The organism is Thiorhodococcus minor (assembly GCF_010820565.1).
Taxonomy (GTDB): Bacteria; Pseudomonadota; Gammaproteobacteria; order Chromatiales; family Chromatiaceae; genus Thiorhodococcus; species Thiorhodococcus minor.
In genome coordinates this window covers 55,977-79,519 of sequence record NZ_JAAIJQ010000011.1, presented here as the reverse complement: position 1 = coordinate 79,519, position 23,543 = coordinate 55,977, and the positions used below count along the sequence as shown (strand labels likewise).

17 protein-coding genes are annotated in these 23,543 nt (G+C 63.5%); 6 read left to right on the top strand and 11 right to left on the bottom strand.

Annotation, left to right across the window (positions count from 1 at the left end; translation table 11 throughout):
* Positions 1-101: 101 nt before the first annotated feature.
* The gene (locus G3446_RS05545) at positions 102-593 is read right to left on the bottom strand and encodes a DUF2452 domain-containing protein (protein WP_164451516.1); all 492 of its coding nucleotides are present in this window, start codon (positions 591-593) and stop codon (positions 102-104) included.
* Between the two features lie 158 nt (positions 594-751).
* Here G3446_RS05545 and G3446_RS05540 point away from each other — a divergent pair, with 158 nt between their 5' ends.
* Complete coding sequence (locus G3446_RS05540; RefSeq protein WP_164451514.1) at positions 752-1,924, top strand: class I SAM-dependent methyltransferase; 1,173 nt, start codon at positions 752-754, stop codon at positions 1,922-1,924.
* Positions 1,925-2,023: 99 nt separating this feature from the next.
* Here G3446_RS05540 and G3446_RS05535 read toward each other — a convergent pair whose 3' ends face one another.
* Both G3446_RS05535 and G3446_RS05530 read right to left on the bottom strand, forming a co-directional pair.
* Positions 2,024-2,935, bottom strand: a complete 912-nt coding sequence (locus tag G3446_RS05535; protein WP_164451512.1) for a bile acid:sodium symporter family protein — start codon at positions 2,933-2,935, stop codon at positions 2,024-2,026.
* Between the two features lie 95 nt (positions 2,936-3,030).
* Positions 3,031-4,308: an O-acetylhomoserine aminocarboxypropyltransferase/cysteine synthase family protein gene (locus G3446_RS05530; protein WP_164451510.1), complete on the bottom strand. Its 1,278-nt coding sequence runs from the start codon at positions 4,306-4,308 to the stop codon at positions 3,031-3,033.
* A gap of 228 nt (positions 4,309-4,536) precedes the next feature.
* Between G3446_RS05530 and G3446_RS05525 the strand changes: the two genes are divergently transcribed.
* Positions 4,537-5,391 carry a pentapeptide repeat-containing protein gene (locus tag G3446_RS05525; protein ID WP_164451508.1) on the top strand — a complete coding sequence of 285 codons (855 nt, stop codon included), beginning with the start codon at positions 4,537-4,539 and terminating at the stop codon, positions 5,389-5,391.
* Positions 5,392-5,457: 66 nt separating this feature from the next.
* Here the strand turns inward: G3446_RS05525 and sat are convergent, their stop codons facing one another.
* Positions 5,458-6,645 (bottom strand): sulfate adenylyltransferase, encoded by a 1,188-nt coding sequence (gene sat, locus G3446_RS05520; RefSeq protein WP_164451506.1) that lies wholly within the window; start codon positions 6,643-6,645, stop codon positions 5,458-5,460.
* 1,058 nt (positions 6,646-7,703) lie between these two features.
* On the opposite strand from sat, the gene G3446_RS05515 reads away from it, so the two are divergent.
* Complete coding sequence (locus G3446_RS05515) at positions 7,704-7,922, top strand: hypothetical protein (protein WP_164451504.1); 219 nt, start codon at positions 7,704-7,706, stop codon at positions 7,920-7,922.
* Between the two features lie 54 nt (positions 7,923-7,976).
* Here G3446_RS05515 and G3446_RS05510 read toward each other — a convergent pair whose 3' ends face one another.
* On the bottom strand, positions 7,977-8,681 hold the full coding sequence (locus G3446_RS05510) for a lytic transglycosylase domain-containing protein (protein ID WP_164451502.1): 705 nt from the start codon (positions 8,679-8,681) through the stop codon (positions 7,977-7,979).
* Between the two features lie 359 nt (positions 8,682-9,040).
* Here G3446_RS05510 and mepK point away from each other — a divergent pair, with 359 nt between their 5' ends.
* Positions 9,041-9,580: a peptidoglycan L,D-endopeptidase MepK gene (gene mepK / locus G3446_RS05505; protein ID WP_164451548.1), complete on the top strand. Its 540-nt coding sequence runs from the start codon at positions 9,041-9,043 to the stop codon at positions 9,578-9,580.
* 400 nt (positions 9,581-9,980) lie between these two features.
* Here mepK and G3446_RS05500 read toward each other — a convergent pair whose 3' ends face one another.
* Positions 9,981-11,822: an RNB domain-containing ribonuclease gene (locus tag G3446_RS05500; protein WP_164451500.1), complete on the bottom strand. Its 1,842-nt coding sequence runs from the start codon at positions 11,820-11,822 to the stop codon at positions 9,981-9,983.
* 182 nt (positions 11,823-12,004) lie between these two features.
* Between G3446_RS05500 and ygfZ the strand changes: the two genes are divergently transcribed.
* Positions 12,005-13,057 carry a CAF17-like 4Fe-4S cluster assembly/insertion protein YgfZ gene (ygfZ, locus tag G3446_RS05495; protein ID WP_164451498.1) on the top strand — a complete coding sequence of 351 codons (1,053 nt, stop codon included), beginning with the start codon at positions 12,005-12,007 and terminating at the stop codon, positions 13,055-13,057.
* Positions 13,058-13,115: 58 nt separating this feature from the next.
* Here the strand turns inward: ygfZ and lysS are convergent, their stop codons facing one another.
* The 3 genes from lysS to G3446_RS05480 form a co-directional block, all read right to left on the bottom strand.
* A complete protein-coding gene (gene lysS / locus G3446_RS05490; protein WP_164451496.1) occupies positions 13,116-14,657 on the bottom strand; it encodes a lysine--tRNA ligase in 1,542 nt (513 codons plus the stop codon).
* 170 nt (positions 14,658-14,827) lie between these two features.
* Positions 14,828-15,926 (bottom strand): peptide chain release factor 2 gene (prfB, locus tag G3446_RS05485; RefSeq protein ID WP_164451494.1). Its coding sequence is split into 2 segments (ribosomal slippage): positions 14,828-15,850 and positions 15,852-15,926, totalling 1,098 coding nucleotides; the frame shifts between segments, so codons are not numbered across the junction.
* 470 nt (positions 15,927-16,396) lie between these two features.
* A complete protein-coding gene (locus G3446_RS05480) occupies positions 16,397-17,275 on the bottom strand; it encodes an HDOD domain-containing protein (protein ID WP_342450045.1) in 879 nt (292 codons plus the stop codon).
* Between the two features lie 683 nt (positions 17,276-17,958).
* On the opposite strand from G3446_RS05480, the gene G3446_RS05475 reads away from it, so the two are divergent.
* Positions 17,959-18,618: a thiopurine S-methyltransferase gene (locus tag G3446_RS05475; protein WP_164451490.1), complete on the top strand. Its 660-nt coding sequence runs from the start codon at positions 17,959-17,961 to the stop codon at positions 18,616-18,618.
* 9 nt (positions 18,619-18,627) lie between these two features.
* Here G3446_RS05475 and G3446_RS05470 read toward each other — a convergent pair whose 3' ends face one another.
* Positions 18,628-19,506 (bottom strand): alpha/beta hydrolase, encoded by an 879-nt coding sequence (locus G3446_RS05470; protein WP_342450044.1) that lies wholly within the window; start codon positions 19,504-19,506, stop codon positions 18,628-18,630.
* Between the two features lie 123 nt (positions 19,507-19,629).
* Positions 19,630-23,508, bottom strand: a complete 3,879-nt coding sequence (locus G3446_RS05465) for a DUF1631 family protein (protein ID WP_245232327.1) — start codon at positions 23,506-23,508, stop codon at positions 19,630-19,632.
* Positions 23,509-23,543 lie beyond the last annotated feature (35 nt).

Sequence of the window (23,543 nt, the reverse complement as noted above, 5' to 3'; positions counted from 1 at the left end):
CAGGAGGCTCCTTCTGCAGTGCGCATCGCCGCAAGCGGGCTCCTACGGGGACGCCGCTGGCGTAGGAGCCCGCTTGCGGGCGATTCGGCCGTTCCGGCGGCTCAATCCTCGGAGGACAGCCCGCCGATCCGCAAGAGCTGGTCGACCAGGGCACCCGTATCGTCCGGCTGGCCTGCGCGCTCGGCCGGCGTCCACGAATAGTCGACCTCCAAGCGGTAGGATCCCAAGAGCTCATGCGGACTGCGCCCGCCCCAGTCCTCCGGCGAGAGCATGGAGAAGAAGGCGCGCCCATTGGCACGCCGATAGAGATGATAGGTCCTTCCCGGGATGCGCTTGAAGGCGCATTCGGCATGGGTCAGCGCCTGCTCCTCGCGCGCATCGGTCAGCACCTTGCGCGCCTCCTCCTGCAGCTGCCGAATCTGGTCGGCGATCACGCGCAGCTTGGCGCCGGTCCGCGCGCTGAGCATGGACTCCGCCTTGGCGACCTCGGCGGCCAGCTCACCCGTATCGAAGGATGGCGCCAGGCGGCTCACCGGGTAGGGTGAGCTGTGTGCGGCGCCGGGATGAATCATTGGCTTCTTGTCTTCCGTCATCTATAAAAGCTCGTCTGTCTTGGCCCTTGTCATGGAGCGGGGAGCCTGTCTGGCAGGGCATGGCGCAGGCTCGGAGCCGCCACCGCCGCGGCCCTCATCGAACGACCGAGAGCTGAAGGCCAGCCCTGCCACCACATGTCGTCCACCTGAGGTCTCTTATGCGCGACGAAGACGCCACTGCGGCATCGCCGGAAGCCGACATCCAAGCCGAGGTCGGCGCCCGCCTGAACGAACGGGTGCGCCATGAGATCTCCGCAGCTGGTGGCTTACTCCCCTTCGATCGGTTCATGGAGCTCGCGCTCTATGCCCCGGGTCTCGGCTACTATGTGGCCGGGGCGCAGAAGTTTGGACCCGCGGGTGACTTCGTAACGGCCCCCGAGATCTCCCCGCTGTTCGGCCGCTGCGTCGGCAACCAGTGCGCGGAGGTCCTGCGGGAGCTCGGCGGCGGCGACATCTTCGAGCTCGGAGCCGGGAGCGGCGCCCTCGCCGCCCAGATCCTCACCCAGCTCGAGCAGACCGGCACCCTACCCGATCGCTATCGAATTCTCGAGCCCAGTCCCGACCTTGCGGAGCGGCAGCGCGCACGCCTGAGCGCTGAGCTTCCCCAGCTCGCCGAGCGCTGCGAGTGGCTCACCGAGCTGCCCAAGAGGCTACGCGGTGTGGTGGTCGCGAACGAGGTCCTCGACGCCATGCCGGTGCATCGCTTCCGGGTCGGCGCGGCAGGCGAGCTCTTGGAGATCTTCGTCAGCGACGATGGCGGCACCCTTTCCGAAGTCGCAGCACCACCGCGATCTCCAGGGCTAACGCAGGCGATTTCCGTCCTGCAATCCGAGGGACTGGCTTGCTCACACGGCTACACCTCCGAAATCAACCTGAGGCTCTCGCCCTGGATGAAGGCGTTGGCGGACGCGCTGTCAGCCGGTCTCCTACTGCTCATCGACTACGGCTATCCGAGATCGGCCTATTACCAGGCCGACCGGCACATGGGCACCTTGATGTGCCATTACCGCCACCAGGCCCATGAAGATCCCTACAGCCGGCTGGGGCTTCAAGACATCACGGCGCACGTCGACTTCACCGCCGTGGTCGAGGCCGGAGCGGCTGCCGGCCTCGAGCTGGAAGGCTTCACGACACAAGCCAATTTTCTCATCGGCTGCGGAATCGATCACATCCTAGCCGACACCGAAGCGAGTCTCGACGGCGCCCAAGGCGTCAAGCAGCTGCTGCTGCCCGCCGCCATGGGCGAGCGCTTCAAGGTCATCGGTCTCAGCAAGGATGTCTCCGGCCCGTGGAGCGGCTTCTCCATCCGTGATCTGAGCGACCGGCTGTAGCGCCGCGCTCTCGACCCTGAGGCGCCCTTACTCAGATGGCGGCAAGCCGCCCGCAATCGACCCTCGATCCCGGACGGGCCCCTTGCGAGGACCCCGAGCCTAGTCGGCAGCCGAGCGTCGCGACCACCAGCTCGCGAGCGCGGCCCCAGAGAGGTTGTGCCAAATCGAAAAGAGCGCCCCTGGCAAGGCGGAGGCAGCGGAGAAGTATTTGACGGCGAGCGCCACGGCTAGCCCAGAGTTCTGCATGCCCACCTCGATCGCCAAGGTGCGGGCCGCACGCGCGTCCTGCCCCAAGGCCCTGGCGCCCCAATAGCCCGACAGCAAGCCGATGCCGTTGTGCAGGACCACGGCGAGCAAGACCATCAGCCCCAGGTCGATCAGGCTCCCATGGTTCAGTGCCACGATGATGGCGATGATGAGGACGATGGCCGCCATGGAGACGAGTGGAAACACCAGCTTCGCGCGCTCGAGCCGAGCGCCAAGAAAGCGATTCACCAAAAGCCCCAAGGCAACGGGCGCGAGGATGATCTTGGCGATCGAGATCAGCATGTCCAACGCCGGAACCGGGACACGCTCGCCAACATAGAGCAAGGTCAGCGCCGGCGTCAGCAGGACGGCCGCCAGGGTGGAGGCCGTCGTCAGCGTGATCGATAGGGCGACGTCGCCACGCGCCAGGTAGCAAATGACATTTGAGGCCGTGCCGCCGGGACTGGCGCCCAGCAGCACCAAGCCGACGAGCAACTCCGGCGGCAAGCCGAGACCCAGGCCGATCAGCCATCCCGCGAGCGGCATGACGCCATACTGCAGCGCCATGCCAAGCAGGATGAGGGCTGGTCGCCGCGTCACGCTGACGAAGTCCGCGAATGTCAGGGTGATGCCCATCCCGAACATCACCAGCCCGAGCAGCGGCACGATGGCTGGCTTCAGCCCGACCAGCCACTCCGGCATCGCAAGGGCGACGCCCACGCCGAGCAGCGCCAAGAGCGGAAACAGCGTGATGGAACGACGCATCACGCTAAAGGCTCACGGCCCCGCCGAGTCGCGGGGCGCGGGCAAGCCAGCGCTCGCAGCCGGGATATCAAGACGCAAAGCCCTGGCCTGACGACCTAGCCAGCCGCCGCGAGGGCTTGGTCCAGGTCCTCGAGGATGTCGTCGATATGCTCGATACCGATCGATAGCCGGATGAGGTCTTCCGACACGCCGGCGCGCTGGAGCTCCTCGGGCGACAACTGGCGGTGGGTCGTCGTCGCCGGGTGGCAGGCCAGGGTCTTGACGTCACCGATGTTGACCAAACGCACGGCGAGCTTGAGCGCGTCGATGAAGCGCGCCCCCGCCTCGCGTCCGCCCTTGATCCCGAACGACAGGATGGAGCTCGCCTTGCCGCCGTCCATGTACTTCTGCACCAGCGGATAGTCCGGGCTGTCAGGCAGTCCCGCATAGCGGACCCACTCGACCTTCGCATGCTCCTTGAGAAAATTGGCGACTGCCACGGCATTCTCGCAATGCCGGTCCATGCGCACCGGAAGGGTCTCGATCCCCTGCAGGATCAAGAAGCTGTTGAAGGGCGAGATCGCCGCGCCCATGTTGCGCAGCGGCACGACGCGCGCCCGAGCGATGTAGGCCGCCGGCCCGAGCGCCTCCGTGTAGACGACGCCGTGATACGACACATCGGGCTCGTTGAGCATGGGGAATCGCTCGGCATGCTCGGCCCAGGGAAACTTGCCCGAGTCCACGAGCACCCCGCCGATGGTGGTGCCGTGACCGCCCATGTATTTCGTCAAGGCGTGCACCACGATGTCGCCGCCATGCTCGAAGGGCCGGCAGAGATAGGGGCTGGGAACCGTGTTGTCGACGATGACAGGCACCCCGTGCGCGTGCGCCATGTCGGCGATCGCCCCGATATCCGCCACATTGCCCGCCGGATTGCCGATCGACTCGCAGAAGACCGCCTTGGTGTCCGCGTCGATCTGCGCCGCCATGCCCTCGATATCATTCGGCGCCGCGAAGCGCACTTCGATCCCCAGACGCGGCAAGGTGTGGGCAAAGAGGTTGTAGCTGCCTCCGTAGAGCGTGGAGACTGCAACGATATTGTCGCCCGCCTTGGCGATGGTGAAGATCGAGTTGGTCACTGCGGCCATCCCGGACGCCAGCGCGAGACCGCCAACCCCTCCCTCCATTGCAGCGACGCGCTGCTCGAGCACGTCGCTGGTCGGATTCATGATCCGGGTGTAGATGTTCCCAGGCACCTTGAGGTCGAAGAGATCCGCGCCGTGCTGGGTATCGTCGAAGGCGTAGCTGGTAGTCTGGTAGATGGGTGTGGCAACCGACTTGGTGGTCGGATCCGGGGCGAATCCGGCGTGAATGGCCAGTGTCTCAAGCTTCATGAATCGACTCCTCCGCGTAGCTGTTTGTCGTTCGCTCTTGTAGAAAATCCCGCACCCACCAGAGGGCAACGCCCTGGCCCAAGGCCCGAATTCATCGGCGCCAGCTAAGCTTGTAGTAGAAGGCAACTGGGCCGCTCCTCCGGAGCAGATGCGGTCTCGACCGAATGATACAGTCGGGAGCGCGGCTTCGATAACAAAACCACGGCCAACATCCAGAGGACACGCGCAATGTTAGAGATCAAAGATCGCGAGACGGGCGAGATCCTGGAAACCGTCGACGCCGATTCACTCGTGGGCGCGGATCTCAGAGACATGACCCTAAACGGCGCCAACCTCAGAGGCGCCAACCTCACCGGCGCCGACCTGACCTCAAGCGACCTGAACGGTGCCTGCCTCGAAGGCGCAATTCTGGTCGACGCAATCCTGGTCGGCGCCCATCTCAAGGACGCGGATCTCTCCGGCGCCAACCTATCGCGCGCCCGGCTAGGTGCTGCGCACCCATCGCGGGCGGCCATGCTGAATGGGGCCAATCTGGAGGGCGCCAAGCTGGCTCGCGCGGATCTGCGCAGCGCCGAGGTTCGCTATGCAAAGCTCAAGGGCGCCGACTTGCGGAGCGCCGACCTACGCGGCACCGACTTCCATGGCAGCGACCTCTGCCACGTCACGGCCGCCAAGGCACTCTTCATCAAGGCCAATCTGCGCGAAGCGAATCTCTGTCACGCCGACCTGCGCGATTGCCACCTGAACGACGCCAGCCTGGTGCGCGCCAGTCTGCACGAAGCGGATCTCACCTCCGCGACCGCGGATGGCTTCACGGTCATCAACCTCGCCAACTTCGAAGGCGCTGACTTGAGCGGCGCCAAGATGCGCAGCGTCTCCGCGCAGGACACCAACTTCAGGCACGCCAAGCTGACCGACGCGGACCTCAGGGACGCCATCCTCGGCGGCGCCATCCTACACCGAGCAGATGTGGCAAACGCCGACTTCTCGGGTGTCGAGCTGGCCAGCGTCACCATGGAGTTCGCCAACTTCTCGAAGGCACGCAACGCAGTGGTCCCGTCGTACAAGAAGAACCTCCGTTGACCCGACACGAAAAAGCCCGCCGCAACAGAGTCGCGACGGGCTTATTAGCGCTTCTAGATCAGCGATTTATTTCGATGACTGATAGTAGTCCATGAGGATCTGCGCGACCTCAGGCCGCGAGAACTCGGGCGGCGGAGCAATGCCGTTGCCCAGCATCTCGCGCACCTTGGTGCCGGATAGCAGCACGAAGTCTTCTTTGGTGTGGTCCGGCGCCTCACACATCATCACGACCCGGTTGAGCTTCTTGGAGTAGGCCGTGTGGTCGGCCTTGAAGATCTCGATGTCGAGGGCGCCCTCCGGCACCTCTTCGTCGAAGATCGCCTGCGCATCGAAGGCGCCGTAGTAATCCCCAACACCGGCGTGGTCGCGCCCGATGATGAAATGGGTCGCCCCTATGTTCTGGCGGAAATAGGCATGGAGCACGGCCTCGCGCGGCCCGGCATAGAGCATGTCGAAGCCGTATCCGGTCACCATGGCGCTGTTCGGCGGGAAGTACAGCTCCACCATCTTGCGGATGGCCGCATCGCGCACTGGCGCCGGGATGTCGCCCGGCTTGAGCTTGCCGAGCAGCATGTGGATGACCAAGCCATCGCAGTCGAGCCGCTCCATCGCCATGTGACACAACTCTTCGTGCGCCAGGTGCATCGGGTTGCGGGTCTGGAAGGCCACCACCCGCTTCCAGCCGCGCTCGGCGATCTCGTTGCGAATCTCCACCGCCGTCCGGAAGGTATCGGGAAAATCGGCCTGGAAGTAAGAGAAGCTGAGCACTCGAATCGGGCCGGAGACCGCGAAGCGCCCCTGACCATTGAAGGTCGCGACACCAGGGTGCTCCCTATCCAGCGTGCGGTAAACCTTCTCCGTCATGGTCGCCATCTGCTCGTCCGAGACCTCTTCGATGGCCTCGACGTCCATGATCGCCAGGACAGGATGCCCGTCCATGTTCGGGTCGCGCAGCGCGATGCGCTTCGCGTCGCCAATGGCGTTGACATCCTCCAGCAAGCAAAGCACCGGAACGGGAAAGAACCGACCGTTCGTCATACGCATGGTCTCGGCGACACTGAGTGCGTCGGCGAGATTCATGAAGCCGGGCAAGGGACTGAAGTAGCCGCCCCCCATCATCACCGCGTTGCCCGCGGCCTGAGAGCCGATCAGGACCTGCGGCAGCGTCTCCGCCTCACGCAGGAGCGCGTGATGCTGATCCGCATCGTAGACAAACAAAGGCTTGAGGACGTCGGAGCCCACGGGTTTGATCATCGCCTGTCTCTCCTCTCGGCTTCATCCGGTGTCCAGCAGTCGGTTGCGGACAAAGCGGATGAGACGGTTTGCTTAGAGTGCTGTGAACGCGGCGCGGCCGCTCGAGGGCTCTCGCGAGTCCGCAGGGCGCGCTGCACTTGGACTGTCTGCGCCGCGCCGAGGGGCGCGGTTCTCAAACAACGCTGTCCTCGAATCCTGATCGAGACAGAGCTTCGCGGGCCTGACGGAGACTGCGTCTCCCCGGCGATCTGCACTCGGCCGTCAAGCCCGCGCAACGATCTGTCGACAGCTTCGGATACTCACCGCCCCAGTGGTCGGCAGGCTAGCAGCGGGGAAGGTCATGGGTGACGCGCGTCCGCTGTCATCTCAATGCCCCAAGGCTCGAACGATTGAGGAATCCGAACGGCCGCACGATACCACGGCTTCCGCCATGGGTTTACAAGGATCTGCTTATGGAGCCAACAATTTTCTCTGAGGCCCGCCTCGGGAATCCGATAGCGGATTAGGCTAAACTCGCCGTCTTTCACGTGCCGGCGCCAAGCGCTTTCCGTCGGTCAGCATCCATCGGTGAGCAATCCCAAGGGGATGCCTGAAGTCAATAGAAGGCGCGGAAGGACAGCGCCCAAGATTGAGGACAGCATCTGGACCTTGCCGGAGGAGCCTCGTTGGCTTGCAGAGCGCATCCCTGTCGGGCGATCGCTTGAGACTGCCGACGGTCCTGATCTCGGCCTCGATCGTCAGTTGGACCGGCAAGGTGGACCAGCGAGAGAGACTGTGAAGAAATTCTGCGTAGGTTGGGCTGAGGTACGAAGCCCAACATGGCGGCTAGCCTAACGCTTTGATTGTTGGGCTTCCTGCGTCGGCCCAACCTACAGCAATCTGCGATCTTCGCGGTGCGCTTGGATGACTCTCACAGTCTCGAGAGCGAAGTCCACCGAATCCCATGCTGTTGGCGGACTGCGCTGCGCTTGTCCAGCCTAGAACGGGAGGCCGGACCAATCGAAAATCGACGCCTTCACTTCCATGCGTTTACCACTGCCAGACTCGAGTCCAAAACCATGCCGTATTTCGTCTACAAGATCTCACCACCTCGAATCCTGGAGTACATCGAGACCTGTGATGGTTACCAGGACGCCCGCGACATCGTGCGCGGCCGGCGCGCGGAGGAGCCGCGCGACACCGGAGTCGAGTATCGACTCATCTTCGCAAAGCAGCAGGGCGAGGCAGAAAAACTCCTCTCCAGGCCACGCGACGAGCGCGTGATCGGAGAGGACTGACCGGAAAGTGGGGTGGCGCGGATGCGCCAGGCGACGAGGCCGAGCGCCTGACGTCTAACGAGCCGTCATGATGAAGCTCGAGGGGCGCTCGGCGCCATAGTATTTCAGAACCTTCCGCACGTAGTTCTGGGTCTCCCGATAAGGCGGAATAGAGCGTCCATACTTGAGCACCGCGCCCTCGCCTGCGTTGTAGCCAGCCAGCGCGAGCTTGACGTCCTGGTCGAACATGTCGAGCAGATCCCTGAGGTAGGCCGCTCCGCCACGAATGTTCTCCGCCGGATCGAACACGTTCCCGACCCCATAGCGCCGCGCCGTCGCCGGCATCAACTGCATCAGGCCCTGAGCGCCCGCGTGTGATACCGCCTTGTGCTTGTAGGCGGACTCGGCGCGGATGACGGCGTGCAAGAGGGCTGGCGAGAGACCGTAGCGCCGCGCATTGGCCTGAACCAGGTGCTCGACGCCCGCCCGGCGCTTTGCCAGGGACTTGCTCAGCGGCTTGGTCTTGCCGGACAGGACCCGGCCGCGCGCGGTAATGATCCGGCCTTTCTTGTCAACCACGTAGCTTTGCTGGCTCTTGCGCACGAGCTTACGTGCTTCGCGATGCCATTCGAGCTTATAGCGGTTCCCTTTCAATGGCGTGTCCGTGAAATACACATTCCCCGAGCCATCGACATACTTGAAGACGTCCGCATGCACGGCAGCGAGTGGCGCGGACCCAACGGCAGCGACGAGAAGAAAGATCCTCAATGGTCGATACATCGATCAACTCCCGGATTTTGCAAGCAGCTTAATCATAGCCCAATTTGCTCGCGCCATCGTGGAGAAAACATGTGAAACGAGGCAAAAGTCACGTTTTCCGCCCCCATGCGCGAGTCTTTTCAAGCGACCTCAAGTGCGTTAAAGTCCGCTCATCCGCTTTATTAAGGATTCATTAAAATTCCTTTTTTTCTTGACATTTACAATTAACTCTTCATGCAATTTAGTTAAAGCTCAATCAGAAATCACTCAAACCTTTGCTAAGGAATCTCGCGAAGAAAATTCTCATTGCTTTCTTCATCGGCTTGCTTATAATTTCCCACACTAGAGATAGCAGACGTCTTAAATGTACCGGGGGGAGCATGAATCGACGTTATTTCTTGGGGGCTGCGCTATCCGCAGCTGCCGCACCCGCTTTTGCTGGACGCACCTTTCATCGTTCATTCGACCAAGCACGCACCTTGTCTTTCTACCATCTTCATACTGAAGACCGGATCGACGTCACCTACCGAATTGGCGAACGCTACCAGCGCTCCGCGCTGCAGCAGTTGAATCATTTCTTCCGCGACTTCAGGACCGGCGATATCGCTCGCATGGATCCGCGTCTCTTCGACCTGCTCTATGATCTCAAGGTGTCGCTAGGCGACCGCGACGCCCGCTTCCACATCATCAGCGCCTACCGCTCGCCAGCCACAAACGCGAAGCTTCGCCGCGCTTCCAGTGGCGTCGCCAAGAACAGCCTGCACATCAAGGGGCAAGCGATGGACATTCGCTTCCCCGACTTGTCGACCCGCTCCCTTCGTGACGCAGCGGTTAAGCTGGGCCGGGGCGGCGTCGGCTACTACAGACGCTCGGACTTCGTACACGTCGATACGGGCGCAGTCCGGACCTGGGGCGCCTAAGGCAGCTTAAGACAGTCCGACCGGAAGGCCTCGGCTAGCCGAAAGCGGCCGTCGAGGAGCGACGCTGTCATGGAAAGTGGCCTGGGTCTGTGACCCAGGCCACTTTTTTCCCGCCGAGACCTAGGCCCGCCCGCTCGAAGGAAGCACCCTTGACCCCAGTCAGTCGCAGCCTGAGACCAGGACGCAGGCAAGGCTACCGATTCGCTCGACAGCGCTCACTGACGAAGGTCAAGTTTCCGCCCAGTCGCACGTCCACGAATCGTAACCCGTAACAGGGACGAGACCAAAACCGAGAACGCCAAGGAGACGCACGACTAGCGCGACGATTTCCGGTCAGGGCACCGATTCGAAAGCCTCGTCGCTGTGCCAATCCGCCTAGATTGCTCGGCTGCCTCGATAGCTAGACCGCTTCGCCAAGGACGCGGAAGCTGGCGCTGAGGTCGGGCAGGTCGACGTCGCTCACGGCCAACCGCAACCGCTGATTGAGCGCGGCCTCGTCGCGGGGGCGCACGCGCGCCTCCATGGCAAGCTCGGGCAGCAGGACGACGGCCTTGCGCTCATCGAGCCCAACCACCACCCCTTCCCCCTTCCAGCCCGGATTCTCCCTGAGGAACACCAGCTTCCAGTGCTGGTTGGAGAGCCTTTCTCCGCGTCTTATGGCGACCGAGGCGGCATCAGCCTCGCCGACACGACTGAGCACCGCTTGCTCGTCCATAAGAGGGGCGCCCGCGAGCCAAGCGCAAAGCTGCTGGTGGACGAGCAGGTCCGAATAGCGCCGCAGCGGACTGGTCGCGCGGGTATAGAGCGGCAGCCCAAGACTGGCGTGAAGGTCCGGCGTCATCGACAGCTTGGTCGGCTTGAAGCAGCGCCGTCTCGCATACATCGAGGCCAAATCCGTCGCTCCCTCGGCCTTGTCTGGCGCCACCTGCGTCGCGAAGGGGATCGGGATCGCGTTGTCGACGCAAAGCCGCGCAGCCGCTTCTCCGGCCATAAGCATGGCGTCCGTCACCAGCTCCCGGCTGCTGAGCCGCGGCAGGGGCCGAATCCTGACCCCCTCCGCCTCGACCCGGACGCTGACCTCGGGGAGATCGAGACGACTGGCGCCATTCGCCCGGCGCCGCGCCTGAAACCGCCCGCACAAGCTCGCCATCTCGGACAGTACCGGATCCCCGGCGACCAGGCGCTCCTCGGCCTGTGTATAGGTCATCCGCTCGACCCGCACCCAGGTGCGATGCAGCTCGATGTCCGTCAGTGCCCCATCCGCATCGATGCGAAGTGAGAAGGACAGTGCCGGCGAGACATCTTGCAGGCCGAGACCGAGACGCTCGGTAACGTCCGCGGGCAGCATGTTGATAATGCCCTCGGGCAGATAGAGATTCGCCCCCCGTGCGCGCGCCTCCGCCTCGAGCGGCGATTCCGGGGCGACGACGGCCGCCACGTCGGCCACATGGACCCAAAGCCGCCCCTCCTCCAGCGCGATCGCATCGTCCGGATCGCAGCTGCCCTCATCGTCGATCGCATAGGCCGTCAGATGGGTGAGGTCGAGGCGCTGCTCGTCGGACAGCGCTGGAACTTCCAGCGCCGGGTCCTCCATGAGGATCCCGCAGCGCAGCGGGTGCGGATTGAAGCGTGCCTGCCAATGACCGACCTTGACCAAGGCACGGTGAGCGCTCTCCGGCGTCTGCTGATACCCCAATGCCTCGAGGATGCGACTGTGCTCAGACCTGCTCAGCGCAAGACGCTCGATCTCGCCGAGCCGACCCACGTCCTCGGGCCCAGGCTTCGCCTTCGCCATGCGATCCAGGAACGCCTGCCAATCGCGCTCGGCCGCCTCCTTCGCCGCGCGCTCGGCCTGCTCGCGCTCGACCACCTCGCGCGTGCGCGCCTGAATGGCTTGCGGCGTACCGCTGAAATTCAGCCCCTCGGCGACCAGCTGCCAGGCGGCCCAGGCCGTGGCCGGGGTGAAATCATCGAAGGCCAGCTCGGTCAGATCCTTGAGGTTGGTCTCGGCACCCTCGAGCAGCTCCCAGGCCTCGGTCAGCTCGCCTTCCTGAGGCACCAGCTCGCCCAGATTGCGCAACGGGCCGGGGTGAAGCAGCTCGATGTCCTTCGGACGAACCCGCTTGCTTTGACCGCCGTCGAGCTCGATCTCAATCTTCTCGCCGACGCTCACGACTCGGGCAGGACGCACCTTGTAGAGCACGAGGCTATCCACGGGCGGTGTCGCTTGGTGTATGGACAAGGCGCTCAATCTCCGAATCTGCTTTAACTTGAAAGGTCGAGCCCATGTGCCCCGAAGCCACTCTGGCTTGCATCAAGGGTCGGCCTGGCCCCACTTTACGGCTCTCGATGAATTCACCGAGAATCGCCGCAATGGATCCACGCGTCGCCCCCAGCGATGCCAACTGGCTCGAGGCACGAAACATGACAAACGAATGGCGGCACTTTCTCACCGGCTATCACGCCGAAGTCGATGCCGATGGCAACCTGGCTTTCCCGGAGGCCGCTCAGGATATCCCCTGCCAGCTCTTCGACCTCTCGCACCTCGGCCTCATCGCCGCAGCCGGCGACGATACCAAGACCTTCCTGCAAGGTCAGCTCACGAACGACATCCGCGAGGTCTCAGATACCTACAGCCAGCTCAGCGCCCACTGCAGCCAAAAGGGCCGGATGCTCGCGCTCTTCCGCCTCTTCCAGCGCGGCGAGACGATCTACCTGCAGACGCCCGCCGAGCGCATACCTGAGAGCCTCAAGCGCCTCGGCATGTTCATCCTACGCAGCAAGGTCAGGCTGACAGATGCCAGCGATGCGCTGATCCGGGTCGGCCTGGCGGGCGATTGTGCGACGGAGCTGGTGGCCGCCCAGGGGCTCGAGGCACCTGCGCCGGGCAATGACGTCACGACCGCGGGAGCCGTCACCCTCATTCGCATTCCTGGGCCAACGCCTAGGTTCGAGCTGCTCGCACCCCTCGCGGCGATGACCGATCTCTGGACCAAGCTCGCCGAGAGGGCCGTGCCCGCGAGCATCGACGCCTGGCGACTGCTCGACATCCAAGCCGGCTTGCCGAACGTCTATGACGCGACCGTCGAGGCCTTCGTCCCCCAGATGGCGAATCTGCACCTCGTCGAGGGCGTCAGTTTCCATAAAGGCTGCTACACCGGCCAAGAGGTCGTCGCGCGCATGCACTTCCTCGGCAAGCTCAAGCGCCGTATGTACCTGGCCGAGGCCGAAACGCAGACGCCACCCCGGCCAGGCGATGCCCTCTACTCGGCCGCGAGCCAGTCCCGGCAAGTCGACGGCCGCGTCGTCGAGGCCGCGCCCCTGGCTTCGGACCGCTATGCGCTTCTGATCGTCACGGAGATCGCGGCCGCCGAGGCCGGCGACGTCCGCCTGGGCGAGGATGGTCCCACCCTGACCAATCTGCAGGCGCCTCCCTATGGATTCCCGGAGGCCGAGCCCGCCGAAAAGACGTCCTAAGTGACGCGCGAAGAAGGCGGCAATCCACTCTCACAAGAGCCGCCCCCAGGGTGCTGGCTCAGGCAGCGCCCTCAGGCCGCATGTGCGGGAACAAGAGGACATCGCGGATCGATGCCGAATCCGTGAAGAGCATCACCAGGCGATCGATTCCGATGCCCTCGCCCGCAGTCGGCGGCATACCATGCTCTAGCGCGCGAATATAATCGGCGTCGAAGTACATGGCCTCCTGGTCACCAGCATCCTTTTCCGCAACCTGCTGGCGGAAACGCTCGGCCTGATCCTCGGCATCGTTGAGCTCGGAAAAGCCGTTGGCGATCTCCCGCCCGCCAACGAAAAGCTCGAACCTGTCGGTGACGAAGGGATCCTCGTCGTTTCGCCGCGCCAGCGGCGAGACCTCGGTCGGATACTGGGTGATGAAGGTCGGATCCATCAGCCGCGTCTCCACCGTCTGCTCGAAGACCTCGAGCTGCAGCTTGCCCAGCCCCCAGCTTGGCTTGACCTGAATGCCGAGACGCTCGGCGAGCGAGCGGGCGCGCTCCAGATCGTCGATATCGGCTGGCCCGAGCTCGGGATTGTACTGGAGGATCGCCTCGCGCACGCTGAGTCGGGCGAACGGCTGCCCGAAGTCATAGGTGGCCCCCTGATACGGGATCTGCGTCTGGCCCAGGACCGCGGTCGCCATATCGCGCAACATGTCTTCCGTCAGATCCATGAGGTCGCGGTAGTCCGCGTAGGCCTCATAGAACTCCAGCATGGTGAATTCCGGATTGTGCCTGGTGGAGAGGCCCTCATTGCGGAAGTTGCGATTGATCTCGTAGACCTTTTCGAAACCGCCGACGACCAGGCGCTTGAGGAAGAGCTCGGGCGCGATGCGCAGGAAGAGCTGCATGTCGAGCGCGTTGTGATGCGTGATGAAGGGACGCGCAACAGCGCCGCCCGGGATCACCTGCATCATGGGCGTCTCGACTTCGAGATAGCCGCGCCCGTTCAGGTAGTCACGGATGAACTGAATGATGGCCGTGCGCAGGCGAAAGGTCGCACGCGTGCCGTCGTTCACGATGAGATCGAGGTAGCGCTGGCGATACCGGCTCTCCATGTCCGTCAGCCCATGGAACTTCTCAGGTAATGGCCGTAACGCCTTGGTTAGAAGACGAATATTGTCGCAGCGAATCGAGAGCTCGCCCGTCTTTGTGCGGAAGAGCACACCCTCGGCGCCGAGGATATCCCCGATGTCCAGATCGCGCTTGAAGCTCGCGTAGGCATCCTCGCCTACGAGGTCGCGCTGCACGAAGAGCTGCATGCGCCCCGACATGTCCTTGATGTGCGCAAAGCTCGCCTTCCCCATGACGCGTCGCGTCATCAGGCGCCCGGCGACCTTCACCCGGAGCCCGCGCGCTTCCAGGGCCTCGGCGTCGAGCTCGCCATACTCCGCGTGCACCTCGCCGACCACGACATCGCGCCGAAAATCATTGGGGAATGCGTTGCCACGCTCGCGAAGCTGAGCGAGCTTTTCGCGACGCTGCGCGATCAGCTTGTTGTCCTCGGCGGCATCTGTCTGCTCTGGGCGTGCCGCAGACTGCGGCTCGTCATGCTGGCTCATGTGGGCATGGGTCTCCGGAACCTTGGGCGACACGAGCGGCGCGGCGATCCGCGCGGCCCGCACGCTGAGGAAGCGCGCGCCTCCTCATGGTGAATCTTGAAAAGCGAAGCGGCGAGAGCACCGAGATGACACTCGCCGACGAGACAACGAAGCAGCCGATAAACAGTGGCCTAGAGGCCACTCTTGAGACTTGCCTCGATAAAGGGGTCGAGATTGCCGTCGAGCACCGACTGCGTATTTCCAATCTCGACACCTGTGCGCAAATCCTTGATGCGCGACTGATCGAGCACATAGGAGCGAATCTGGCTCCCCCAGCCGATGTCGGACTTGCTGTCCTCAACGATCTGCTGACTTGCCTGACGCTTCTGCATCTCGAGCTCGTAGAGCTTGGCCTTGAGCTGCTTCATCGCCTGGTCCTTGTTCTTGTGCTGGGAGCGGTCGTTCTGGCACTGGGTCACGATGCCGGTCGGCGTATGGGTGATTCGCACGGCCGACTCGGTCCGGTTGACGTGCTGACCGCCCGCGCCGCTTGCGCGGTAGACGTCGATGCGCAGATCCGCCGGATTGATCTCGACCTCGACGCTGTCGTCGATCTCTGGAGACACGAAGACCGCCGCGAAGGAGGTGTGGCGCCGATTGCCCGAATCGAACGGCGACTTGCGCACCAGGCGATGGACGCCGGTCTCAGTGCGCAGCCAGCCGAAGGCGTACTCGCCCTCGAACTTGATGGTGGCGGACTTGATACCCGCGACCTCGCCCGGCGAGACCTCCATCAGCTCCGTCTTGAGGCCACGCCGCTCGCCCCAGCGCAGATACATGCGCAGCAGCATCTCGGCCCAGTCTTGCGCCTCGGTACCGCCGGACCCCGCCTGCACGTCGACGAAGGCATTGTTCGGGTCGGTCTCGCCGGAGAACATACGGCGAAATTCCAGCTCGCCGACACGCCTCTCGTACTCGCCAAGATCCGCCTCGAGCGACTGGGCGGTCGCCTCGTCGGCCTCCTCCGCCGCAAGCGCGAGCAAGTCGTCGGCATCCGTGAGCGACGCGGTCATCTCGTCGATGGTGACGACGATACCTTCGAGCATCGCTCGCTCGCGCCCGAGGGACTGGGCCCGCTCCGGATCGCTCCAGACCTCGGGATCCTCGAGCTCGCGCAGAACTTCGGTCAGGCGATCTTTGCGCTCAGCATAGTCAAAGATACCCCCTAAGGGACTCCAAACGTCCCTTCAGATCGTTGATTTGATGAGCAATCGGATTCGTGTCGATCATTGGCGGACCCGTCGGAGAAAATCGCGGATTATAACGGGCCATGGAGCTCAGTTACCAGGCCGGAAGCGCAGCGCGCTCGGAGCACGTGCCGCAGCTCCCCGCAAGCCCGAGTCGAGCCCGGCTATCGAGGAAGGGAATCTCCGACTCGGGCGGCGGTCATCGATTGGCCCGGACTCCCGTTGTGGGCTGGGTAAGGGCAGCGCAGTCCACCAACGCCGGCGCGGGCATCGGTGGACTTCGTTCTCGAGACTGTGAAGAAATTCTGCGTAGGTTGGGCTGAGGTACGAAGCCCAACATGGCGGCTAGCCTAACGCTTTGATTGTTGGCCCCCCTGCGTCGGCCCAACCTACACCAATCTGCGATCTTCGCGGTGCGCTTGGATTACTCTCACAGTCTCTCTCGCTCGTCCACCCTCCAGGTCCAACCGGAGATCAAGGCCCCGACTCGAACCTGGGACGGGTGACAAAGGACTAGGTCTGCCTGCCCGCGAGCGCGCGAAGTCGAGTCCAGTCGTCCTCTGCGATGGCGAGCTCATCGAGCGCCGCCTCGCAGTCGTCCTGCATCTCAGGGGCATCCTCGGACCCGTGACAGAGACCGGCCAGATAGCTCCCGAGCCAGGAGACGGCGATCAGGGCTCGGCTCCTGGGATCCTCGATCCCGAGCAAGTCCGCGACATGGTGCCGATAGATCGCGATCGCCAGGTGATCCGGCAATCGCCATGTCCCGGCGAGCAGGAAGCCGACGGTCGCGTGATCGATACCCAGCAGACCGCGCTCATACGCCATCAATGCCCTGGGTGCCGTCGGCGCCCGAAGTAGCCATTCGGAGCCGTAATTCTCGACCAGCTCGGCGAAAATGAGGCTCCCGACGTCTTGCATCATGGCGAAGAGGTAGGCCTCGTCCGCAGCGACGCCCCTAACGACACCGGCAACCGTCGCCGCGCCGCGCGCCTGCTCCATGATGGCGTCTCGAACCAGCCGGGATGCCCCCTGGCTCGCATCGAGGACACGGCTGACCGCCTCTGCGGTCACCAAATTGGCGACCCTTTCCAAGCCCAGCATGGATAGGGCGCGATGAACGCTACTGATTCTGGTGGGACAGTAGAAGAAGGGCGAATTGATCGTCTTGAGGACCTGGCCCGTGAGCACCGGATCCTGAGCCACCAGATCCCCTGCATGCTTGAGGTCAGGCTCGTCACGCGCCAGCTCCTGCCTTAGCGCGAAGATCAAATCCGGCATCTGAGGCACGCGCGCCTTGCGGACCGCTTTGAAGGCGAGCTCGAGGTCGGCCCTCGCGGGGACGGAGGCGCGCGGCTCGCCGCTAACTGTGCTGCCAGGGCTGTGGGTCACGGAAATCGTCCTATCGAAAGATGCGCGCGGCCCCTTCTCACAGCCAGCCATCGGGCTCATGCGACTCGAGATGCCAAGGGACGTCAGATTGACATGGATGTCGACAGGATCCTGGGATCGCCGACCACTCGTCCGGTTAAGCTTACCGTCGGAGCGAGACAGATCTGTGGAGCACTCCTCAACCTGGACAATCGCATGCGATCAAGCGCATACCATCAAACGCATGCAAGCGCCTGAGAGACGACTCAGTTCCATCCTATGCTGCAGGAACGGCTGACGCTAGGAGTGTTGACCCCCAGGTCAGCAGGTGTCGGCCTAGAGGCCGACACCCCCAGCACGGATGTCGCCCACACCGAAGATGAGGTCGAAACCTAGAGCGAGATGCGGTACTCGAATGCGGCGTTCGAATTCGACGACAGGAGCAAAAAAAGTCGCCGACGTCGCGGCGATTTCCCACTGAAGGCCCAGATCTGACTTAACCTATAATCTCTAAAACCGCCGCAACCCTCTATCTTAATGAGCTTTTAAATGACATAATCAGGCCGGAAGCTCAGAAACGGCACGAGCTTTATCGGCCAAGGCGAGTCGCCCCATTCGCGACAGTGCGCCGCCCCAAAGTCAAACGAAACTTTATCAATCGAAACAAAATTCTAAACTAAAAACCTCATCTGACAACTAAAGATATGGAACCTGAATTTTGGCTCGAGCGCTGGCAGCGGCGCGAGATCGGCTGGCATCTGAACGAGATCAACTCCCACCTTCAAGACCACTGGCACAAGCTGGACCTCCCCAAGGGCAGTCCCGTCTTCGTACCACTCTGCGGCAAGACGCTCGACCTCTTATGGCTGGTCAGCCAGGGGTACCAGGTCGTCGGCGTCGAGCTCAGCCAGATCGCCGTCGAGGAACTGTTCGCCGAGCACCGCCTCACCCCCGCCATCAGTCGCGAGGGGCACTTTCTACGCTATTGCGTGGATGAGCTTTCCGTCCTCTGCGGCGACTTCTTCGAGCTGGAGTCCAGGGACCTCAGTGGCGTGGAGGCCGTCTTCGACCGGGCATCCCTGATCGCGCTCCCGCCCTCCATGCGGCCTGGGTACGCGGCAAGAATGGGGCAGCTCTTCCCGAACGGGGTGGACACACTCCTGGTCACGCTAAGCTACGACCAAGACGAAATGACCGGACCGCCTTTCTCGGTCCACCGGACCGAGGTCGAGCGCCTCTATGGCGAAACCTATCGGATCGAGCGCCTTGCCAGCTTCGACGCCCTAGCCGAGTCTCCACACTTCCAGCAGCGCGGACTCACCGCGCTGCGTGAGGAAGTCTATCGACTGAGACCATCGCCCTAGCCGCCGGGCTCAGCTCGCCCAGAACTGATCCAGCGTCAGCAGCGTGTCCTCGAGCCTCTCCCATTGGGGAAGCCCCCTGTGAGGCGGTAGCCCGACGCGCCGCCAAGAAGGATGCTGCAGGAGAAAAGGCCCCAATCGCTCGAATCCGACAAAGGGATCCTGATCGGCGATGACGAGCACGGGCAATGCCCCTAGAGGCTCGTAAAGCGCCGTGATGGCGTCGGGCGTGAAGAGGCGCATCGAGAGGAAGGTGAGCGGCGCGTGGCGCGCGCCGGGCTGGTGCGACGTCGCATAGGCATAGTCGATCATCGCCTCGGGTGGATCTCCGACGAAGCAGAGGCCGAGGAAATAGGAGATACTACGCCGCGACGCCACCAGGTCGTAAAGGCCCTGGCTCAGTGCCGGAAGGCTCAGCAATCGCGCGGCAGCCCCAAACTTGCTTGGCGTTGGAATAGGCTTCGCGCCAAATCCTGTCGGCGAGATCAACGCCAGGGATGCCAGGCGCTCAGGCGCGAGCAAGGCGGCGCGCGCTGCAAACTCGCACCCCAGGGAGAGGGCGAGGACGTCGGCGGGCTCGCCGATCACGCGGCCGAGGAGCTCGGCGATGGCATGCCCATAGCGCTCTGGGCTGTAGTCTCTCGGCGAGCGGTCCGAATGCCCGAACCCGGGCAGATCGAGACTATAGACGGGACGACGACCGGCATAGTGCTCGAACAGCGGACGCACCTCGTAGCTGCTCGCGGCGGCATTGACGCTATGGATGAGCAGCAGAGGCCGCCCCTGCGCGGAACGGTCGACGTAGTAAGCCAGACGGATCCCGTCGGCGCTCACGAGCTCCTCGCGCTCCGCCGGGATCGCCTCGGGTAAAGGAATGTTGTGCTTGGTCACGATACTCCAGACCAGGATGACAGGCGCTGCACTCCGAAGACCCGAAGCGCGGCACAGGCTCACGCCAAAGATGCGGATACAGGTTCTCGGCTCAACGCAGGAATGGCTACACCTGGGCAGCGCTCAGAGTGGGCGCAGCTCCTCGATGAATTTCGGCTTCTCGATCGCATAGCCTTGGGCAAAATCGACACCGATATCCCGCAGAAGCTCGAGGATCTCCTGATTCTCGACATACTCTGCGATGGTCTTCTTGCCCATGAAATGCGCGATCTCATTGAACGACTTCACGATCTCGCGGTCTTGCGGACTGACTAGGATATCCCGAACGAAGGACCCGTCGATCTTGACGTAGTCGACGGGCAGCCGCTTCAGATAGCTGTAGGATGACATGCCGGCTCCGAAGTCATCCAAGGCGATCTTGCAGCCAAGCGCCTTGATGTCGTCGAGGATGATGGCGGCCTGATCCAGATTGACGATCGCGGCCGTCTCCGTCACCTCGAAGCTGATCATCTCGATCGGGATGCCGTACTCCTCGAGCGCGGCCTTGATGTACCTCAGCAAATCCGGGTCGCTCAGCGACTGGCCGGAGAGATTGATGGCGACCCCGCCAATCTCGCGCACCCGCTCGGGATTGTTCTTGACCCATTTGAAGGTCTCCTCGATCACCTGCCGATCCACCTCGCGCATCATGTTGAAGGCCTCGGCCGCGGCGATGAAGGACTGCAGCGGCAGCGGCACGCCATCCTCGTCGTAGACGCTCAGCAAAATCTCGCAATGGGGCGAGAGCTCGGAGGACTCGTCCACGGGCACGATGCGCTGATAGCGCAGCTTGCGTCTGCCGGCCTTGATGACATCCTCGGCCTTGGCCCAATTGCGCATGTGATCGAGCTGACGCGAGATGACCTCGTCATCCTCGCGGAACAGGACGACCCGGTCGCCACCCTCGCGCTGGGCCGCGAGGCAGGCGACGCTGGCCGCCGAGACGATCTTCTCCGGACTCAGATTGTCTCCCGCCAGCATGGCGAGCCCCAGACTGCCCGAGATACGGAACGGCTTGTCCTGCAGATCGAAGGGCAGCACCGTCAAGCCGGCGCGCACGGACTCCCCCACTTCGACCGCGTGATCCGTGTCCATTACCGGCATCAGCACACCGAAGCGACTGCCCCCCAAATAGGACAGGCACACGGCGTCCGCGACGACCCCCTCGAGGAGCCGAGCCACCGCCATCAGCATGCGCTCGCCGACCGAGAACCCAAAGGTTCCGGTCAGGGTGTCGTAGCGATCCAGCTCGAGAAAGCACAGGGCGTGCATGGACGCGCTTCGCTGCTCGGGGATCATGAGCTGGGTCAGCGAGCCGACCAGCATGCGCTGGTTCGAGAGTCCGGTCAGCGGGTCATGGGTCTCGTGGTACTTGAGACGCTCCTGCATCTCAGAGAGCGCGGCATCCGCCGCGCGGGTGACGATGCGCTTGCCGGTCGGCGCCTGGGCGCGTGCCTGGCCGCGGGCGAAGGCCTCGGCAAGCCGGTTGCGCCTCAACACCTTGACCTTCTTGCCCATGGTGTCCGTCACAGCCAGCCGCGAGCCGTCGTCATTGCGCCAAATCAGCCGCAGCGCCTTGCTCGCATCCTTGGAGCGCATCCAGATCAAGGAGCCGACGGAGAGCGACCCCACGTCATCGAGCGCCCGCTCCCAATCAGAGGCCGACAGATCCTGAGGGACCCTGTCCGGCTCGCTCTCCGGATCCGGCTTCAGCGGACTGAAGACCAGATAATCCTGCTCGCGATTGAGCGATGCCCGCGCGCGCCGCATGGCGTTCTCGATGCGCTCGAGCAGCTCGTCGCCGACGATGGGGTCTATACCCATATAGGTCAGACCGGAGCGAATCTCCTCGATGAGCGCGTCGAGCTCTGGCAGGTCGTTTCGGTCGACTTCGCCCTGCGCTTCGCGGGTGTACGCATGCAGTCCGGTCAGCACCTCCCAATGGTGAATCCAGCGCGCGCCCTGCATTCCGACGTTGGCGCACCAGAGGTCGAGCAGGTTGCGCCAGCCGATGCCCAAGAGCTCGAGGATGACCTTGTGAACGCGCTTGCCGGAAAAGGTCTCGTTCAGCCGCGCGCGAACTTCTTCGCGCGCCAGGCGCGCCCGCTCCTTGGATTCGCAGATGTTGACCCAGTTGGAGATGTTGTCCTTGTACTCCTGTCCCGCGCGCGACTCGAGGTCGTCGACCTTCTTGCTGGCCTCATCGATGGTCTTTTCGTCAGGCGTCTCAGCCGAGGCGAGCTTTTGGATGATGGCCTCCAGCTCCTTGCGGAAGCCGTCGTCCGACGACTCGTCGCCCTGGGCGTAATTCGCCAGCTGCTCGAGCTTGTTGATGAGATTGATCAGCGGCAGCTTGGCGTCCGTGACTCCGCCGGGCTCGGTCAGCGCCATGGACAGGAAGCGGGTCGTCAGAGGGCGGATCAGCGACTTGACGCGCGATGGAGCGGCAGGATCCGCGAGCATCAGCGACAGGAGGCGATCCGTCACGTCCACGCGCTCCTCGACCTGCGGGGCCATCGGAGGCGGTGGCCCTTCGCTGCCGCCTTTGGCTTCGGCGGCCTGGAGCCATTGCTGCACCAGCTCGCGGAGCGGACGCCTGGCGTCGGTCTCGGGCATCTGAAAGCTCTGTGGCAGTCCAGCCAGCATATCGGCGACACGGCGCCCGCCGACGTAGGGACGCGGCGCCCGCCGGTCGAAGCCGGGATAATAGTAGGGGCGCTGGGCATGCTGACTGAGGATATCCGCCATCAGCCCGGCCGCCTGCGAGATCGTCCTGGCATCCTGGAAATTCTGCGTCCCGCCACCACCGGGCGGCATCGGCTGCCCTTGGCTCCGCGGCTGCTCGACTCCCGGCGTTTCGCCAACCGCGTCTGGGCCTATCGACGGCGCTGCGCCCGCCATGTCCGGGCCGCCTTGGACCTGATCCTGTGCTCCGGGATTTTGATCGGCCGGCTGCAGGTCGGCGAGCCCGGCAGACGTCCAAGCCCGCAGCATCTCGCGATAGAAGGAGCCGAGATTGCGCGACAAGTGCGTCGAGACGGCCTGAAGGGCGGTCCGCTGGAGCTGAGGACCAAGGCCGAGCTCGCCGAGCATCTGCTCGATGGTCTCAGCGAGCACCATCGGCTCCATGGGGAGATGCGAGCCATGGAAGATCGCCGAGATCTGGGTTCGCAAGGCCTCAAGCGGCTCTCTCAGCTCCTCCTCGAGTCGGCTTGCCAGCTCCGACTTCGCGAGCCAAACCTCGAACTCCTCCTGGTCGACCAGCTGCAGCCCTTCGGACGTCAAATCCCCCCCCGGGGGCTTTCCGGGCGATTCGCCCTCGGGCGCGGGCTTGCCGACGTTCTGGAGCGATCCGATCAGCTGCTCCTTGAGGCGCTCCGAGAAGTCTTCATTGTGGATGGCTCGCGCAAGCGCACCGATCTCGCCCGAGAGCTGAGTGCGCTCGACATCGCTGTCGGCACGCTCGATATGGGCCCAAAGCTCTTCGACCAAGGTCTCGAGGAGCGAATCCAGTAGTCCGCCCAGGCGTTGCTGGCCGACACCCTGAAGCACCTCGCGCGCACGCAGCCGGACTGGGTTCGATTCCAGCTCGCCCGCCGGGTCACGACTCGCCGCGGCCCGTTCGCTGATGAAGCGGGCCAGACGCGAGCGCCCGTCGCCGGCAAGCCGAATGAAGCGCGCGCCCAGCCCACGGTCGGCGCGATGCATGACCTCGACGACCGCCTGGACCGGATCCATGCTCTGGGTGTCGGGAAGATCGAAATGCAGATCGACGTGGTCGCCCGGCTGAAACGGCAGCTCGGGCTCGCTGAGCTCCGTCTCCATGAGCACGCCACCATTGCAGATATTGCGAATCCGACAATTCGTCGGAAGCTGGTTCCGACCCCGCACTTTCGCATGGAGGTCGACCAGATACCTGGTCTGAATGCGGCGCTCTCGACCGCTTTTTGCTTGCTCGATCATGGCTGCGATAATACACATTCGACCGGCGGATACCA